A 15,318-nucleotide genomic window follows, 5' to 3' on the forward strand; every position below is an offset into this window, starting at 1 on the left:
CGGCACTGGTCGCGTTGCCTTCAGCATGCTGAAGAATTCCTAAGGACGACCAGAACCAGGTTCTGACATCAAAAAAGCATACCAATCCGTTTCTACGCACCCTCAAGAAAACGTCAGAGCCACCATGACACAGATAATTCACATATTACTTGTTGATGATGACCCGGCGGAGAACGTAATCCTGCGTGCGTTGATGAAGAAGGTCACGAGCGCCTCGATAGAACTGCACTATTGCGAAACAATCGACGGTGCACTCGACTTCATTCGCGCGGGTAATCCCGTCAACATGGTGCTGATGGATAACCGGCTGCAGCCGCAGGCAGATTTCAGAGAGACGGTGCCGGCCATGCGCCAGCAAGGCTTCATCGGACCGATCGGCGTGATCTCGTCATCGCTTGCCGATCCGTATTTCCAAAAATTCGAGGAATACGGCGCCGATTTCCGCATCGACAAATCAGAACTCGATCCAACGGCAATCGAGTTTATTCTGCGCGAATATGTAAGCAAGAACTGACGATACTTGACACCATGGAAGATCCGGCATCCGGCCGCTCTCCCAAAGACGGTCCGTTAAGCGGCCGTCTGTGCTGCCGGTGAGGAAACCTTTAGCGGACGCCGTGTCTCTTCAAGCCCGAGCAGGAAGTTGATCTGTGGGCGGGCCTTGACGAGGTCATCGATCGAATACTGCTGCAGCACTTCGAAAAACGCATTGAGCGCCTTGCGCAGCGCAGCGTTCAGGCCGCAGCTATCAACGAGCGGGCAATCGATTTCGCCAGCCTCGAAGCATTCCGCCATGGCAAAGCTGTCCTCGGTGACCTTGACGATATCGAACAGGCTGATCTCGGACGCAGGCTTGGGCAGGCGCACCCCGCCATTGCGGCCACGCACCGTCTCGACCAGTCCAGCCTTGTTCAGGGGCTGGAGAATCTTGAACAGAAACAGTTCGGATACGCCATAGGCTTTCGCGATTTCCGGGATGCGGCTGAGATGCCCGTCATTGGCCGCACAATACATGAGCATGCGGACTGCGTAGTTCGTTTGCTTCGTCAGGCGCATCACTTACTCCGGGAGATTCGAAACTGCACTCCACCTCATATAAGGCGGAACGTAGTTTGGAACAATTCCAAAAAGCAGAAAATCATTTTGACGTGAACTTGATCAGCTTCGCGCTTGACTGTCCAGTCCGGCTTCTGCAAAAGGTGAGCGCATTAGTTAAGTTAAATACACCAAGGAGGACACCATGCCATTCAAGACGATGATGCTTTCCGCGCTGACCGTGACGACGGCGCTGACGGCCTTCAGCGCACAGGCGCTGGCCGACGGTGAGGTCAATATCTATTCCTATCGCCAGCCGGAACTGATCCAGCCGCTGCTCGACGCCTTTACCAAGGAAACCGGCATTGCCACCAATGTTCTCTTCCTCGACAAGGGGCTGGTTGAGCGTATCCAGGCAGAGGGCGCCAATTCGCCGGCCGACGTCATTCTCACCGTCGATATCAGCCGCCTGACGGAAGCCAAGGATGCCGGCGTCACGCAGGCCGTCAGCGACGAAGCCATCAACAAGGACATCCCGGCCCAGTATCGCGATCCTGAAGGTAACTGGTTCGGCCTGACGACGCGCGGCCGCGTGGTCTATGCCTCGAAGGACCGCGTTTCCCAGACGGAAATCACCTATGAGGAACTCGCCGATCCGAAGTGGAAGGGCAAGATCTGCACCCGTGACGGACAGCATTCCTACAATGTCGGCCTTTTTGCCTCGATGATCGCCCATCACGGCGAAGCCGAAACCGAAAAGTGGTTGACGGGCCTGAAGAACAACCTCGCCCGCAAGCCTGATGGCGGCGACCGCGACCAGGCAAAGGCGATCTTCGCCGGCGAATGCGATATCGCGCTCGGTAACAGCTATTATGTCGGCCTGATGATGACCAACGAAAAGGAGCCGGAACAGAAGGAATGGGCCGGCGCCATCAAGGTCATGTTCCCGAATGCCGGCGACCGTGGCACCCATGTCAACATTTCCGGCATGGCGCTCGCCAAGAACGCACCGAACAAGGACAATGCCATCAAGCTGATGGAATTCCTGTCGGAAGGCGAAGCCCAGAAGATCTATGCCGAGCAGGTGTTCGAATATCCGGTCAAGCCGGGTGAAGAACCGTCCGCCATCGTCAAGTCCTTCGGCCCGATCAAGGCGGACCCGCTGCCGCTTTCCGACATTGCCGCAAACCGCAAGAAGGCTTCGGAACTGGTCGACAAGGTCGGCTACAACGACGGCGCTGAAATGTAATCGTCCGAAACATAAACATGGAAAAGGCAGCCCTCTTCCGAGCGGCTGCCTTTTTCATGACCGGTAATGACGGTTACTGCGGCTGCTGCTTTGCCTTGAGTGCACCCGCATAGTCGAGAATATCCCGCTTACGTTCCGGCGTGCCTGGATGGGTCGATAGCATGCTGGTGCCCGACCGATCCCCGAGTTTCTTTTCAAGCAGCGCGAAGAAACGGGCAATCGCCGTCGCGTCATAACCCGCCTTCGACATCAGTTCCACGGAATGGCGATCGGCGGCGGCTTCCGCCGTGCGCGAATGGGACAGCGCCAGAAGCCCGCCCCCTGGACCAGAAGGTCCTCCATGCTCGATCCAACATCGCCGGCAAGCATCATGATCAGGCCGGCCGTGCCCGCCGCCCGATAAATCTGCCGCAGGCTGTGTTCCAGTTCGACATGGCCGATCTCATGGGCAAGGACGCCGATGATCATCTCGTCGTCGCCATCGGCCAGCTTCACCAGTTCATCGGTCAGAACCAGCGTGCCGTCCGGCAATGCGAAGGCGTTCGGGCCAATGGCGCCGCCCTCGCGGAAGTTCAGGCTGTAGCCCGCCAAACCACGCGTGGACAGGGCAGCGATCCTGGCGAAGCCTTCCGAAATCTCCCGCTGTTTTGCCGCATCGAGCCGGGAGGGACTGAGCATGGTCCGATCCATGGTCTCCAGCGTGCTGACGGACATGATCTTCGGGACGACCGGCGGCGTCACCGCCACAGCCACTTCGACCAGCACCGGCAGGGCGTAGCGATAGACAAGGCCAGCCAGCAGGAATGTGGCGACGACCAGCGCGATCAGCCGTGGATGGAAGCGCTCGAGGCCGTGGACGAAACCTGTCCCGCGGCGGCCTGACCGGGACAACAGGCGATCGATCGCCTCATTGTCCGTCGTTTCGAACAGGGAAGCGTCGGAAAAGTGGACACGCCGCGGGATCGAGCCGACCCGCGACGAAATCTCGATGGCGCGCTGTGAACCGCTGGCGAGGGGTTCGCCAGTCGATACGCGCTCCACAACGAGACCTGTCGATGTCTCGATGAGACGAGCAACCACCGACAGGCTGGAATTAGCCGGATGCCACTCGCCTTCGGCAATGATCCGGCTATCAAAAGCCAAAATCGAAGCCTTCATAGGACATGAATTCGGCCCCGACAGCAGATCCATCCTTTTCGGCGACGGCGAAAACCTCGCCGACATCGCCGGAGAACCGCACAGCCGTATGCGTGTTGACATAGCGCGCCATGCGCACGGCAGCCCATGGCCGCATCAGGCCGAGTGTCAGCAGCGTCACGATCAGGTTGCTGATCGTTATCCAGACATAACCCGCGCGCGACAGATCGCTTTTCAGCGGATGCGCGCCGTCAAAGACTGAGGACGACCAGGCGATATTGCGAACGCCGGCCCGATAGACAAGCGCTGCGATGCCGAAGGAGACGAGAACCACGAGATAACCGATGACACCCATTGTGATCAGTGCGGCGTGCAACTCCGGCGGGATGGCCTGCGGATTGTCGATCACCGCAAAAAGGACCGACATGTTGATGAACAGCACGAAGCCGATGATCAAGAGGCCAAGCAGGATGATCAGCGCCGACAGGAACCAGGTCTTGTAGATCGCACCGAGGCCTGGATTGGTGGTAAACGCCTTTGTGCCATAGCGCATGTTGTTGCCGATATAGCGGTACATCCAGCGGCTGGCGAGCGGCGCAAGGATGCCGAGCGTCAGCGCCGCCAGGATCGGGCCAACCAGAAAGGCGAGGAAGGCGCCGCCGACACCGCCGACGAAATTGAACCGGACATTGCGATAGCTGGTGACCCGGGCACTGAAGCGCAGGCCACGCATCACCAGCCAGGGAATGAAGAACAGGATGAGCACGGCCATGCCTATGCCGACCAGCGGCACCACGGTCAGAAGCACGTTGTAGATGATCAGATAGGCGAACACGATGATGCGGCCGATGAAAATCTGCATGCCCTTGGCATGATATTCGAAGGCACGGCCGAGCAGCACCGTATTGCCGTAGAAATAGCGGTTACGGCGAACCTTGGCCCAGGCAGAGTAAATCCCGACGGTAATGATCGTCAGCAGGATATTGACGATCCAGATGCCGAAATACTCTTTGCCGCTTCCGGTAAAGGACAGGCGATGCCAGGTTTCAGACGCAGCAGGCAGCGGCGCACTCTCGGTTACGGCCATGGTTTCCCCCAGGTTTCGGTCGATACATCAGAGAACGGCCGACAATCCCCCGATATTCGGCCGTCAGTCGAAAACTCTGGACCGGGCAAAAGCCAAGGTCAAGATGGGCGCGCCTGACAATACTGCAAAACAAAAAAAGGACCTCCTTTCGGAGGTCCAGTTCTGGGAGGATGTGAAACGATCGTTCAGACTACTTCATCGTCGGCATGACGAATTCCGCGCCATCCTTGATGCCCGACGGCCAGCGGCTGGTGACCGTCTTGGTACGGGTCCAGAACTTGATCGAATCCGTGCCGTGCTGGTTGAGATCGCCGAAGGACGAGGACTTCCAGCCGCCGAAGGAGTGATAAGCGAGCGGAACAGGGATCGGCACGTTGATGCCGACCATGCCGATATTGATGCGCGAGGCGAAGTCGCGGGCAGCGTCGCCGTCGCGGGTGTAGATCGCGACGCCGTTGCCGTATTCGTGCTTCATAGGCAGGTCGAGCGCTTCTTCATAGGTCTTGGCGCGAACGACGGAGAGGACCGGGCCGAAGATTTCGGTCTTGTAGATATCCATGTCCGGCGTGACGTTGTCGAACAGGCAGCCACCGACGAAATAGCCGTTTTCATAGCCCTGAAGCTTGAAATCGCGGCCGTCGACGACGAGGTTCGCGCCTTCTTCGACACCCTTGTTGATCAGGCCAAGAATGCGGGCCTGGGCTTCCTTGGTGACAACAGGGCCGAGATCGGCCTTTTCATCGGTATAGGGACCGATCCGCAGGCTCTCGACCATCGGCGTCAGCTTTTCGATCAGCCGGTTGGCGGTTTCCTCGCCGACCGGGACGGCCACCGAGATCGCCATGCAGCGCTCGCCGGCCGAACCGTAACCGGCGCCCATCAGGGCGTTGGCGGCCTGGTCGAGATCGGCATCGGGCATGATGATCATGTGGTTCTTGGCGCCGCCGAAGCACTGGGCGCGCTTGCCGTTCATCGCAGCCGTGCCATAGACGTAGCGGGCGATCGGCGTCGAGCCGACGAAGGATACGGCGGAAATGTCGGGATGTTTCAGGATCGCGTCGACAGCCGACTTGTCGCCATTCACGACGTTGAGGATGCCGGCCGGGAGACCGGCTTCGATCATCAGTTCTGCGAGGCGGATCGGCACGGACGGGTCGCGCTCGGAAGGCTTCAGGATGAAGGCGTTGCCGCAGGCGATCGCCGGCGCGAACATCCACATCGGGATCATGGCCGGGAAGTTGAACGGCGTGATGCCGGCGCCGATGCCGACAGCCTGGCGGATCGAATACATGTCGATGTTCGGACCGGCACCTTCGGTGAATTCGCTCTTCGACAGATGCGGAATGCCGATGACGAATTCGCAGACTTCGAGACCTCTGATAACGTCGCCCTTGGCATCGTCGATGGTCTTGCCATGCTCGCGCGACAGCATTTCCGCAAGGTCATCCATATTGTCGTTCAGAAGCTGAACGAACTTCATGAAAACGCGGGCGCGGCGCTGCGGGTTGGTGGCGGCCCATTTCGGCTGGGCTGCCTTGGCGTTCTCGACGGCAGCATTCATTTCCGCGTCGCTGGCAAGCGCCACGGTGGCCTGAACTTCACCGGTTGCCGGATTGAAGATATTGGCCGTGCGGCCGCTGGTGCCGGAAACGCGCTGGCCGCCAATGAAATGACCGATCTCGTACATGGGGTGATCCTCCTGATCTTGATTATGGGCGGAGTGTCGCACTACAATATGCACAAATCAACGCGCGATAATCAGCAACCGTTGTGCGTATATTGAAGCCCGGAATCTGAAAATGGAGACTTTGATGGTTGTCGATACAGAAAAAGTCGTGAGGATGGCCGAACTGCAGATCGAACCGGCGCACATTGCTGCTTATACGGCGCTACTCAAGGAAGAAATTGAAGCCTCGGTCGAAAACGAAGCGGGCGTCCTGATGCTGCATGCGGTGGCGGTCAAAGGCAACCCTGCCAACATTCGCATTCTCGAAGTCTATGCCAGTCGGGAGGCTTACGAAGCCCATCTCAAGACGGCGCATTTCCTCAAATACAAAACCGCGACGGCCGACATGGTGAAGTCTCTCGATCTTGTCGAGCTTGAACCCATCGCCATGCGCTCAAAATGAGGAGAGCCGCATGAACTGGGACGATGTGCGCATGTTCCTTGCCGTCGCGCGCAGCGGCCAGATTCTCGCCGCTTCCAAGCGCATCGGCGTCAACCATGCCACGCTCAGCCGGCGCGTCACAGCACTGGAGGAATCGCTGAAGACGCGGTTGCTGATCCGGCGAACAAATGGTTGCGACCTTACGGCGGAGGGCGAAATCTTCCTCAATGCCGCCGAGCGCATGGAAACCGAAATGCTGGCAGCGCAGTCGCAGATCGGCCGCATCGACACGGCAATCGCCGGCACCGTGCGGATCGGCGCGCCTGATGGCTTCGGCGTCTCGTTCCTGAGCTCGCGGCTTGGACGGCTGACGGCACGCTATCCGGAACTGCGCATCCAGCTCGTACCGGTTCCGCGTTCTTTTTCGCTTTCGCAGCGTGAAGCCGATATCGCGATCACGCTGGAACGGCCCGAACAGGGACGGCTGATTTCATCGAAGCTGACGGACTACACGCTCGGCCTCTATGCCTCGAAGACTTATCTTGCAGACTACGGTACGCCGGCTGCGGTCGAGGCGCTGAAAAGCCACCGGCGGATCGGTTATGTCGAAGACCTGATCTTCACAGCTTCGCTGAATTTTACAGCCGAAGTGATGCGCAGCTGGGATGCGGCCTTCGAGATTTCCAGCGCGACCGGCCAGACGGAAGCCGTACGCTCCGGCGCCGGTATCGGCATCCTGCACAACTATATAGCGCGGCAATATCCGGAACTCGTCCGCATACTGCCGGATACGGTGATAAGGCGCGCCTACTGGACCACCTATCATGAAAGCGCCCGTGATCTGGTGCGGGTTCGCACCGTCGCGGATTTCCTGCAGGAACTGGTCACAGCCGAGCACCGGATTTTTCTGTAATCCGGGCGCGCGATTATTCCGTCGCGGCCACGGCGCCCGGCAGCGGGATCAGCGACGGTTTGGCGATCTGCGTTTGCGCCGATACGGCTTCGGCGGCTTTTTCAGCAGGGATATCTTGCACAACGGCCATTGCCGCTTTGGCATCCTTGTCCGCGGCGGCTCCCGGCAGCGGAATCTTGGCAGCGTTCTTGATGCCGCCCTGATCCTCTGTCACAGGCTCCTCCTGCACCGCTTCGACAGCCGCCAGACTTTCGGCCCGGCGAACGCGCTTGCGCTGTATCGCCGGCTCCGTTGCGATGGCAGCCTGTTGGACGACCGGTTGCAGGACCGGAACGGACGTCGTGGCGGCGAACCCCTGCCCTCCCGCACTGCGGAGCATGTCGAACGTCCCTGCCGTCACGGGCTTGAGCCGCAGGCCGTTCATCAGACCGACGAGTTGCTCTACCGAGGTGGACGGCGCGCAATAGCGCAGGCGAACCTGCGCTGCGTATTTCGAACTCCCGAGCGCTGAAAAGCCGGCGCCGTCGCGGGCGCTGATGTTCCGCGCCAGTTGCCACGCATAGATGCAACTGCCGTTTTTGCCGGTTGTGCCGGCTGCATAGCCGTACGTGCCATAGGCATTGTCGCCGATGACATTGCTGATCTTCATATCGACGCCGGAGAATGCGGTGGCGATTTCGGCGCGAATATCGCCTGCCGATGGGGCGCGTGCAAACCCCTTCTCGCTGCCGGGGGCACCGACCGTGACAACCAGCGTGTTTTCGCCGGGAAGATCGGTGGCGTTGCCGTAGACGATCGTCTGTTGCGCATAATTCTTGCGCGCGGTTTGACGGACCGCTGTCGCAGGGCTGCCGATCACGGGAATGGAACCGAGCGCAAACTCCGGTGACACCGAACTCGCCAACGTCGGTGCCTCCTCGCCGTGTCGCGTGTTAGCGCGGAGGTCTGGAGAAACGGATCATCAACGGTATTGCAGCCGGATAGCAAAATCGGAACCAACCAGAAAAGCCTGCGGATCATTGACGGGCTCCTTCGACACGCGAGGCCTCGACCAGGCCGCGCCGCGATGCCGTATCGTTCAGATGATCGTTCAGCCGCTGGAAGACCTGCTTGGCCATGCCCCTGTTGCCCAGGTGATAATAGGACCAGCCGCGCAGCTGGCTGAGATCGGTCGGTTCGGCAACCAGCGTCGCCCGGGTGTTCAGCGCGTCGAGGGTATTCTGGTATTGCCCCTGGTCAAAGGCGGAGCGGGCGCGTTGCACGTAGATTTCGGCGCGCACTTCACGATCGCGTTCCGTCGTCATCGGATAGGCACGCAGGATCGCCTCGGCATCGTCGGTCAGCTTGCCGCGCAAAAGCGTCAGCGCCGTACCATAGGCCGCATCAGCCTGCGCCTGCCCGCCGGCGGTCATCGCCTCGGCGAAGGAGGCGCGGGCTTCGGACAGCCGGCTAAGACCCAGATAACACCAGCCACCGATCAACGACGCATTGGAGGTCATCTGGCCGCGGGCACGTAGGTCGCTCAGGTCACTGATGCAGGCGCTGTACCGCTTGGCCTGGAAATTGCGGAAATAATTGGCCTGGATCGCCCCGCGCGGCTTGATCACCGCCGCTGCCTTCTTGCCCTTGGGCGCGGGCGCGACCTTGATCTCGGTCCAGATCTCCGGGTAGAGATCCCCGTACTTTTCCTGAAGCGCGGCAAATTCCTGCTTTTGCGAGAGGCGCATCATCGACAGCGCCAGACCCTTGACGCGCGCCGGTGCCACCTTCCAGTCGATCGACTTGCCGAACCAGGCTGCCGCAGCCTCATATTGCTTAGAATTATAGGCGTACCAAGCGAGAATTTCGGCGTGATCAGCATTCAGCGTCTGCAGGATCGTTGTCGAGTAGGAAGCGACGATCTTCTCGTCGATCGTCGCCGTATCGGGCTTGGCAAAGCGCAGCGACAGCGCATTCATCAAAAATTCCGGATCGCCGGTGAGATCCTTCAGATGCGTTGCGGCAACCTGATAGGCCTCTTCCTCGAGATTCTGTGCTGCGAGGCTGAGATAAAGCCCTTTTGCATTGCTGGCGTCGGGTTTCAGCTCCAGCGCTTTCTTGAACCACTGGGCGCTGACCGACGGCTGCTTGATCTTCAGGTAGTACCAGCCAAGCAGCCCCATGTCGCTGGCATCAGGTTTGGTTTGCGTCGCCAGCTTCAGCGGCTCCAGATCGGCATCCGCCAAGGGTTCGGTGCGCTTTTCGTCGGCATTGAAATCGGCGACCGTCTTGCGCAGGAGATCGAAGGCAACCGGCTGCAGGTCGGCCTGCATCGCCGGGGTGACGGAAAGCTTTGATATGACGGCCTGAACCTCGGACGCCGGAAAATCGCGGATCGCCTTCTGGAGCGTGGTCACGAGGACAGCGTCCGGCAGGCGCTTGTCCCCTTCCTCAAGAGAATGCCGCGATAGACGCTGGCCAGCGGTTCGCGCATGCCGGTCTGCGAATAGGTATCGATTAAAAGCCAGAGCAGATCGATTTCCGTCTCCGTCGCCGGATCGATGGCGCTCGCCGCCTGGATCACGCCCGTCCAGTTCTTGTCCGCCGCAGCCTCCGTCATCAACACGCGCTGCTTCTTGGTCGCCAGCTTTGCGCTGAAATCGGCTGTCGGCGTCCAGTCCGGCGCCTCGCTCTTCAGGCGGATAATCTCGGCGTCAATGCCGGTGAAATCATTCTTCTGGTAGAGTTTCCAGAGCAGCGTTTCATCGGCGCTCCGTGCCGTCTGCGGCTGGTAGAGATTCTGCGGCATTTCAAAGCCCGGATATTTGAGCCGCAGCCGCGCACTTTCGGCGGCGACACGCTCGTCCTGCTTCTGCTCGGCATAATAATAGAGCGCCGCCAGTTCCACCGCATCCGGCACCGGCTGAGCGACGACAACAGTTGGCTGCCCACCCATTGCTGCGGTCTTTGGGTCGACGGTTACGATCTCGTTCGAAACCGCGCCCGTCATAGCATCATCCACCAGGCGAAACGAGCCTTCTGCCTCGGTGAGGAGCGCCGCTGAATCCTGCGCGAGGGCAGAAGCCGGCAGCAGCATGCAGGACGCGGCAAGCAGAGCGATGAAACGTTTGCTGATCATTGATCGGACCTCACACCCTTGCGCGGAACGGCCCGGCCGAGCCAAACCCCGAAAATACCCATCGAAGCGACGATAAGCAGGACGTAGAACTGGAAGTTGTCGGAGAACCAGGCGGCGGCGAGACGGCGGATATTGGCCGGGCTCTTGTCGGTCATTCCGGCAATGAAATGGGTGCCGGCCGGCATGGTGTTGACCGAGAGGCTGGCGGTTTCGATTTCTGCAGAGCCGCCATCAAGCCTGCTCCATACGGCCGGCTCGACGAGACGCCTGACACCGAGCGCCACATCGCGCGGCGAACGGGCATGCAGCACCGTCCACGTTGCGCTGCCTTCCGGCGACGGGATCTGCGAAAGGGTGAGGAGCGACTGATCCGGCTTCAACGCCAGCGTCTTGTTTGCCCCGTCGTCATAGTTCAGCCATTGGGCAAACCGGGCCCCGCCAATGGAGAACCAGTTTCCGATACGGGCAGTCCAGGACAGCGCATCGGGCTGCGTCGTCGATTTCTTGAAAGCATCCAGCAAGGCGTCGGCATCATCGGTTCCCGGTGAGACCGCCACGGCCTGCAACATGGCTTCATCTGAGATCGCCGCCGTCTTGAACGGATCGGTGTCGGCCAAGGCTGCGCCCGTTTCGTCCGAAAAGTCGTTCAGCGGAAACTCGCTTTTGCCGGCACTGCCGAGTTCGGCAAATTCCTTGTCCGTTTTGATCACCAGGGCATTGCGGCCCTCGGTCGGGATCGCAGCGCTGAGGCGGATATTGGCATTCAGCGGGTTGCGGGCCGAAAGCGCCAGCCGCGAGAGCATCGTCAGTGCCGCGCCGACGGATTGTCCGTCCGGACGCTCAACAAAAATATCGAACGGCTTGCCATCGGCGTAGGGGTAAGCGTTGCCGGCCAGAGCCGCGATGTCAGGCAGGCGGCTGATACGCGCCAGCGCCGGCACGGTGATCTCGGTGTTTTTCAGGAGAATAAAGCGCGGCTGGGCATCGTTGCGGGCTTCCGGGGCGCAGACATCGTCTGACACCATTGGCACCTCCGCAAGCAGCTCGACCTTGTTTTCGCCGGGATGAAAAGCCCGCAGCGGCAGTTCGATCAGCTTGCCCTCGAACTGTTCGCCCTCGATGTTGCGAAACGGATAGCTGGTGACGACCTTGTCGTTGACCCGCACGAGAAGCTGCGCGGTGCGCTTAAGGCCTGGCGAGGTGGCGGCAAACAGGCGGATGCCGATCGTGTCGTAGTCGGCCGGATAAAAATCCGCCGGCATGACCATGTTGAAATCGGTGCGCGACAGGCGACCGGAGAAGACCCGCGTTTCATAGCCGGTATCGCTCAGCTGGTATTGGCTTGACGCATCGGCGCGGATCGTGCCGGTTCCGGTGGCGAAGATGCCGCTGTCGAGGCTCTCCTTCAACGGCCCGCGAATAGCAGCCAGCAACTGGCTGCTGATTTCGGCACGGGTTGCGCCGCGCAGGCTGACCATCGCGCGCCCCCGCTCGCCGGCATCTGCGACGGAAAGACCATAGGGTATAGCGGCGGCCGTCGATGCTCCACCGAGCAGCGCACGCGTCTTTTCAGTCGACACGTACAGATCGATTCCGGGGCCGGTTCCGGGCTTGTCGCCGACGCTGACGGAGAGATCGTCGCGGTTCATGAAAAGCGCCAGCGTCTGCAGAACGGGTGCTGCATCGTTCAGCATTTCGGCCGTGGCCGTCTGCGGCAGGATCAGCCGGACATCGGTCAAACCGGCATCGGTGCGCGCGACGGTCAACACATCATCGAAGAAGTTGAAACCGTCCGATTTGGCGGCGATGAAGCCGCTCGTCTTCGGATCGAGTTCACTCCAGAGTTCATAGGTTGCTTCCAGCGAGCAATCGACGCGGTGAAACTGGCGGGCGCGCAGGGTCACCTCGTTGCGGCCGGGCTTCAGCAAAGCACCAGCGACCTTGATCAGCTCCGGCTTGAAATCATTGGGGGACGCGATGCGGAATGTGCCGGCCGGCCGGCCATTGACGGAAACATCCATCACCGATGTATCCGGCAGGACGGACACTGCATTGCGATAGGGCAGCGACAAGCTGCCACCGAGCGCCACCTGCTCTGCGGAAAGATTGAAGGTGAAGCGGCCAAGATCGTCTTCGCCGGCAAGCCGGTAGGACGGTGCGGACTGTTCGAAGGGCACGAGACCGGCGAGCTTGTTTTCCTCCGGCTCGACGGGTGCTGCGCGCGTCGACAGGATGGCTTCGCTGGCGCCGGGCTGCGCACGGGTGACGACCGGTGCCGCCTCGAGCAGGCTCTGGGCGGAAAGCGGCAGGGCCTGCGCCATCAGGGCGGCAAGCGACAGGCCAACAGTCTTGACGCTAAGGGACTTAACCATAGAGCTGCGTTCCTGTATGTACCGGGCCTGAATGAACCGGGCTTGCCTGAGACGGGCCTACCTGAGACGGGCTTGTGTGAATCGGCGCGGTATTGACCGGGACTGCTGCGTCGGCGGTCTTTGCCGGCAGACCGACGGGCACGACCTTGTTGTCCTGAAGGACAATCGGCGCGTCCTCGAAGGAATGGGCGACGCTTTCGCGGATAAGCCCGGCACTGTAGCGAACGGCGCGCAGCGATTCCGTCAGGCTCCACAGCGCAAAGCGGCTGGTGCCCCAGAAGAAGTTGCGGCGCACCTGGCGGCGGACCAGACGATCCTGCAGCACCGACTGGTCGGAATACATCAGCTCCGCGATCGCCATGAAGGTTGCCGGCGTGCGCTCGGCAAAGGCGAAGCCATATATCGAGGTCTTCTCCATGGTTCGGCGCGAGCGGTAGACAACATTGAAAGCGATCGTTTGGCCGCCGCGACGCACCTCGACCTGGGCCCGTGTCGGATTGGCAAGATCCATCTTCGGCTCTGGATCGACGAATTCGATCGAAACCCCGCCGCTGGAGGCATCCTGGATGATGACGGTGCAGACGGCGTCGGCGATGCGCAGCAAAGCATGGCGCTTGACCGGCAGGCGCTGGTTGCGGCGCAGTTCGCGGCGTTCGGCAATCGCGCCGAGGGCGGCACCGGCAAGACCGAGATTGATCAGGTTCCACATGGCGACGATCAAGAGCAGCTCGCTGGCGACCGGCTCGGTGAGCACGCGGTAACCGGAGTAAAGGGCGGCGGCGAGCAACAGGAAGAAGATCGCGAAATAGGGTTTTGCCAGGGGCGAAAGCTTGCTCTGGTCGAGCGTCTGGCCCTTGGCCGTGACGTTGAAAGTCGGCTTGCGCGGATTGCGCACGACGCTGATGATGCTGCCGAACAGGAACACGGCCTGTACATATTCGTAAAGCTCGGAGATCCACGGCCAGCGCACCTTGCCGTAGAGATAGCTCTGCATGGCGAAAGAACTCACCAGATAGGTGACGGCATAGGAGGCGAATTCGAGAATATTGGCCTTGTAGATCTCGAGCGAGAAGAAAATGTAGAGCAGCGGCGAGAACATGAAGGCCAGCCGCGACAGCGGGAACAGCCAGAAGGTGTTGATGCCGGCATAGCAGAGGCGCTGCGGCAGCGAGAGACCCTTGGCAAGGAACGGCCGGTTGAGAATGAGGATCTGCAGCATGCCCTGGCACCAGCGGGCGCGCTGGCCGATGAAGGAAACGAAGGTCTCCGGCTGCAAGCCTGCAATCAGCGGCTTGTCGATATAGACGCTGTTCCAGCCCTGGCAGTGCAGCGACAGGGCGGTTTCACAATCCTCGGTGATCGACTGGCCGGAAAAGCCATCGACGGTTTCGAGCGCCGAGCGGCGCAGGACGGCCGCCGAACCGCAGAAGAAGGACGCATTCCACTTGTCGAGGCCGCGCTGCAGGATCGAGTAGAACATCTCGTTTTCCGACGGCATGCGCGCAAAGGTCTGGAGGTTTTTCTCAAGTGGGTCGGGATTGAGGAAATAGTGCGGCGTCTGGACGAGGAACAGCTTCTCGTCCTCGCGGAAGAAGCCGACCGTTTCGCGCAGGAAGTCGCGGACCGGGGCGTGGTCGGCGTCGAAGACGACGACCAGATCGCCCTTGGAGATTTTCAGGCCTTCGTTGAGATTGCCGGCCTTGGCGTGGTCGTTCTTCTGGCGGGCGTGATACTGGACGCCCATGGCCTCGCAAAGGGCCTTCAGCTGATCGTGGCGGCGATTTGCAGCAAGCGAAACATGCGGGTCCTTGTGATTGCGCTTGGCATCCGTGCCGCCGTCGTCGAGCAGGTAGATCTTCAGCTTGTCCTTCGGATAGGCCATCGACTTGGCAGCAGCCAGCGTCACCGCCAGCAGTTCGGCATCTTCGTTATAGCTTGGGATAAAAACATCGACAGTCGGCAGATCGGCATTCGCGCCGATATCAGGCGTCTTGCGCTTGATCGGATCGACAACCATGAAAAAGCTGATCGCCAGCATGCAGAGGCAATACATTTCGGCGAGATAAAGCAGGAAACCCGGAATGAAATTGAGAGGCTCGGAAATGCTCGGCAGCGTTTCGGTCGTGCGCCAGAAGCCGTAACGCAGCGCGATAATGGCGGCGAAGACGAATGTGACCAGCCGGAACGTGCTGTTGTCCGGCTTCGTCATGCCGATGAACATGACGCCAAGAACGGCGAAGCTGAGCATGAGCTGCGCCTGCAAACTCATTGGCAGGAGGATCAGAGTCAAGCCGACCGC

The 15,318-nt window shown here is 60.3% G+C and carries 12 protein-coding genes and 1 pseudogene; 4 read left to right on the plus strand and 9 right to left on the minus strand.

Annotated elements, in window-relative coordinates; translation table 11 throughout:
• Positions 1-124 precede the first annotated feature (124 nt).
• Positions 125-514: a response regulator gene (locus P6U16_RS06795; protein ID WP_277703118.1), complete on the plus strand. Its 390-nt coding sequence runs from the start codon at positions 125-127 to the stop codon at positions 512-514.
• Positions 515-570: 56 nt separating this feature from the next.
• Here P6U16_RS06795 and rirA read toward each other — a convergent pair whose 3' ends face one another.
• Positions 571-1,056, minus strand: a complete 486-nt coding sequence (rirA, locus tag P6U16_RS06800; RefSeq protein ID WP_277703119.1) for an iron-responsive transcriptional regulator RirA — start codon at positions 1,054-1,056, stop codon at positions 571-573.
• Positions 1,057-1,255: 199 nt separating this feature from the next.
• On the opposite strand from rirA, the gene P6U16_RS06805 reads away from it, so the two are divergent.
• Positions 1,256-2,284: a Fe(3+) ABC transporter substrate-binding protein gene (locus tag P6U16_RS06805; RefSeq protein WP_277703777.1), complete on the plus strand. Its 1,029-nt coding sequence runs from the start codon at positions 1,256-1,258 to the stop codon at positions 2,282-2,284.
• A gap of 73 nt (positions 2,285-2,357) precedes the next feature.
• Here the strand turns inward: P6U16_RS06805 and P6U16_RS06810 are convergent.
• The 3 genes and pseudogenes from P6U16_RS06810 to P6U16_RS06820 all read right to left on the minus strand — a co-directional run bounded on the left by P6U16_RS06810 (position 2,358) and on the right by P6U16_RS06820 (position 6,195).
• A pseudogene (locus P6U16_RS06810) lies at positions 2,358-3,442 on the minus strand (M48 family metallopeptidase).
• Complete coding sequence (locus P6U16_RS06815; protein ID WP_277703120.1) at positions 3,417-4,508, minus strand: YjgN family protein; 1,092 nt, start codon at positions 4,506-4,508, stop codon at positions 3,417-3,419. The pseudogene P6U16_RS06810 and the gene P6U16_RS06815 overlap by 26 nt, the downstream one beginning before the upstream one ends.
• Before the next feature lie 190 nt (positions 4,509-4,698).
• Complete coding sequence (locus P6U16_RS06820; protein WP_277703121.1) at positions 4,699-6,195, minus strand: CoA-acylating methylmalonate-semialdehyde dehydrogenase; 1,497 nt, start codon at positions 6,193-6,195, stop codon at positions 4,699-4,701.
• A gap of 124 nt (positions 6,196-6,319) precedes the next feature.
• Between P6U16_RS06820 and P6U16_RS06825 the strand changes: the two genes are divergently transcribed.
• Positions 6,320-6,637, plus strand: coding sequence for an antibiotic biosynthesis monooxygenase (locus tag P6U16_RS06825; RefSeq protein ID WP_277703122.1), 318 nt, complete (start codon positions 6,320-6,322; stop codon positions 6,635-6,637).
• 10 nt (positions 6,638-6,647) lie between these two features.
• Positions 6,648-7,529, plus strand: coding sequence for a LysR family transcriptional regulator (locus P6U16_RS06830; RefSeq protein WP_277703123.1), 882 nt, complete (start codon positions 6,648-6,650; stop codon positions 7,527-7,529).
• A 13-nt stretch (positions 7,530-7,542) separates the two neighbouring features.
• Here P6U16_RS06830 and bcsN read toward each other — a convergent pair whose 3' ends face one another.
• The 5 genes from bcsN to bcsA all read right to left on the minus strand — a co-directional run bounded on the left by bcsN (position 7,543) and on the right by bcsA (position 15,267).
• Positions 7,543-8,433 (minus strand): cellulose biosynthesis protein BcsN, encoded by an 891-nt coding sequence (bcsN, locus tag P6U16_RS06835; RefSeq protein ID WP_277703124.1) that lies wholly within the window; start codon positions 8,431-8,433, stop codon positions 7,543-7,545.
• 112 nt (positions 8,434-8,545) lie between these two features.
• Entirely contained in the window at positions 8,546-9,925 is a 1,380-nt protein-coding gene (locus P6U16_RS06840) for a bacterial transcriptional activator domain-containing protein (protein WP_277703125.1), read from the minus strand.
• A complete protein-coding gene (locus P6U16_RS06845; protein WP_277703126.1) occupies positions 9,922-10,647 on the minus strand; it encodes a hypothetical protein in 726 nt (241 codons plus the stop codon). Before P6U16_RS06845 ends, P6U16_RS06840 begins: the two co-directional genes overlap by 4 nt.
• The gene (locus P6U16_RS06850) at positions 10,644-13,019 is read right to left on the minus strand and encodes a cellulose biosynthesis cyclic di-GMP-binding regulatory protein BcsB (protein ID WP_277703127.1); all 2,376 of its coding nucleotides are present in this window, start codon (positions 13,017-13,019) and stop codon (positions 10,644-10,646) included. Before P6U16_RS06850 ends, P6U16_RS06845 begins: the two co-directional genes overlap by 4 nt.
• The gene (bcsA, locus tag P6U16_RS06855) at positions 13,012-15,267 is read right to left on the minus strand and encodes a UDP-forming cellulose synthase catalytic subunit (protein ID WP_277703128.1); all 2,256 of its coding nucleotides are present in this window, start codon (positions 15,265-15,267) and stop codon (positions 13,012-13,014) included. Before bcsA ends, P6U16_RS06850 begins: the two co-directional genes overlap by 8 nt.
• Between the last annotated feature and the right edge of the window lie 51 nt (positions 15,268-15,318).

The sequence above is a fragment of the Rhizobium sp. 32-5/1 genome, from assembly GCF_029537235.1.
Classification (GTDB): domain Bacteria; phylum Pseudomonadota; class Alphaproteobacteria; order Rhizobiales; family Rhizobiaceae; genus Pararhizobium.